General features: G+C 58.6%; 1 protein-coding gene. It reads left to right on the top strand.

Annotation, left to right across the window (positions count from 1 at the left end):
• A partial coding sequence (locus V6C07_RS11045; protein WP_333536533.1) for a hypothetical protein occupies positions 1-1420 on the top strand: 1420 nt, incomplete at its 5' end.
• Positions 1421-1611 lie beyond the last annotated feature (191 nt).

The raw sequence follows: 1611 nt of genomic DNA, 5'->3' as shown, positions 1-1611 counted from the left end.
CCCTGCCGGCGATGTGCGTGCAGTGCTGTACAGCGCCGGCGACAGCGAAGACCATTTTGTAAGCACCCCTGTCTTTTTCAGGGACGCCAGCGGCAACCTGCTGAACCTTTCGTCCGGCGCGGCAATCACCCGCGCCGCCTCGGGGCCGGATTCCGTTTCCTGCGCCTTTTCTCCTGAATGGGACAGCAGATGGCTTTCCGAACCGGAATTCATCAACGGCCAGTTGGTGTTCAAATTCAGCGAAGCCGGGCTTACCAAACTGCAAAGCCTTGATCCGGATGATTTCCTGAGAGGACTTGTGACCGTTACGGTGGTCAAGGACGGCCACGTTTTTGAGTACACCGTTGAAGTGGTCGCCACCGGCGGATCATCTTTCGACTCCCAGGCGTATGATACCGAATACGGGGCGGTTTCCGGCTTCGGCACGGAGTCTGTGGGCGAATACCATCAGGGTTCGGGACAGACCGGCAGCTACCAGATCGTCGCGTCCACGGGCAATGACAATATCAACCTGGATGACACGGTCATCGGCGGCAGCTCCATACATGCCAGCGGCTCTGCCGACCCGGCCCGTATGGCCGACGACTACAACACCATCACCCTTAACGCCGGGGTTGCGAACACGACGCCAGGCTCCATCACGCATATCACTTCCTCCGACGGCAAGCTTGTCGTGGCGGACGGCGTAACCGCGCAGGGCAGCGGAGCCGAAAACGTCATTGATATGGGCAAGGGCTCGGTTCATGTCCAAAACGTCTCAGGTGATGGCGTATCCGCTGCCGATGGCGGCAAGAATACCGTCAGCGGCGGCGAAGTGGTGGTTGATGCAGGCGATACGGGGTTTTTGGCAAAAGATGGCGGCTCCAACACCGTCGCGGCGCAAGACGGCGATGTCAGTATTGACGCCGATGGATGGGGCATGGTTGCCCAGAATAACGCCACCAACAGCGTTGCTGCAACAGGCGGCAGCGTCAATATAACCGCCGGGAAACAAGGTCTTCAGGCCCAGGGCGGCAGCGTCAATTCTGTAACGACAACCGACGGCGACATCACCATCAATGCAGATTGGGATGGTGTTGCCGCATATGATAACAGCACCAACAACCTTTCCGCCACCAATGGGTCTGTAAGCATAACAACAGACACCTGGGGCATCTCGTCCGGCACCAACAGCAGCGCCAATGTTGACGTGGTTAATGGAAATCTGGAGATTGATGCCATCGGACGCGGTATTCATGCATATGATGACAGCATCAACACTGTTTCAGTACGGGATTTTTCTTTGGGTCACATGGCGGCTTCCAATTTTGCGCGAAGCCGCGCCCTGAACGGAACAAGGGCGGGGTCATCCACATCTCTGGGGCGCGGGGCATCCACAGCCCAGGTTGCCGCAATTCCCGCGCCTGTTCCCATCAAATGAACAGTATCCGCCAAAAGGCAGGCCTCTGCCACATCGTGGGTGACCATCAGCACGGTGACTCCGGTTCGTGCCTGCAGCTCCGCCAAAAGCCCCTGCATGCGCGAGCGTGTAATGGCGTCCAGGGCAGCAAACGGCTCATCAAGCAGCAAAAGTTTCGGGCGGAGCACCAGCGCCCGCGCCAGTGCCACACG

The sequence above is a fragment of the Desulfovibrio sp. 1214_IL3152 genome, assembly GCF_036763055.1.
Taxonomy (GTDB): Bacteria; Desulfobacterota; Desulfovibrionia; order Desulfovibrionales; family Desulfovibrionaceae; genus Desulfovibrio.
The sequence above is the reverse complement of the archived record's forward strand: the minus strand, read 5'-3'. Positions and strand labels throughout refer to the sequence as shown.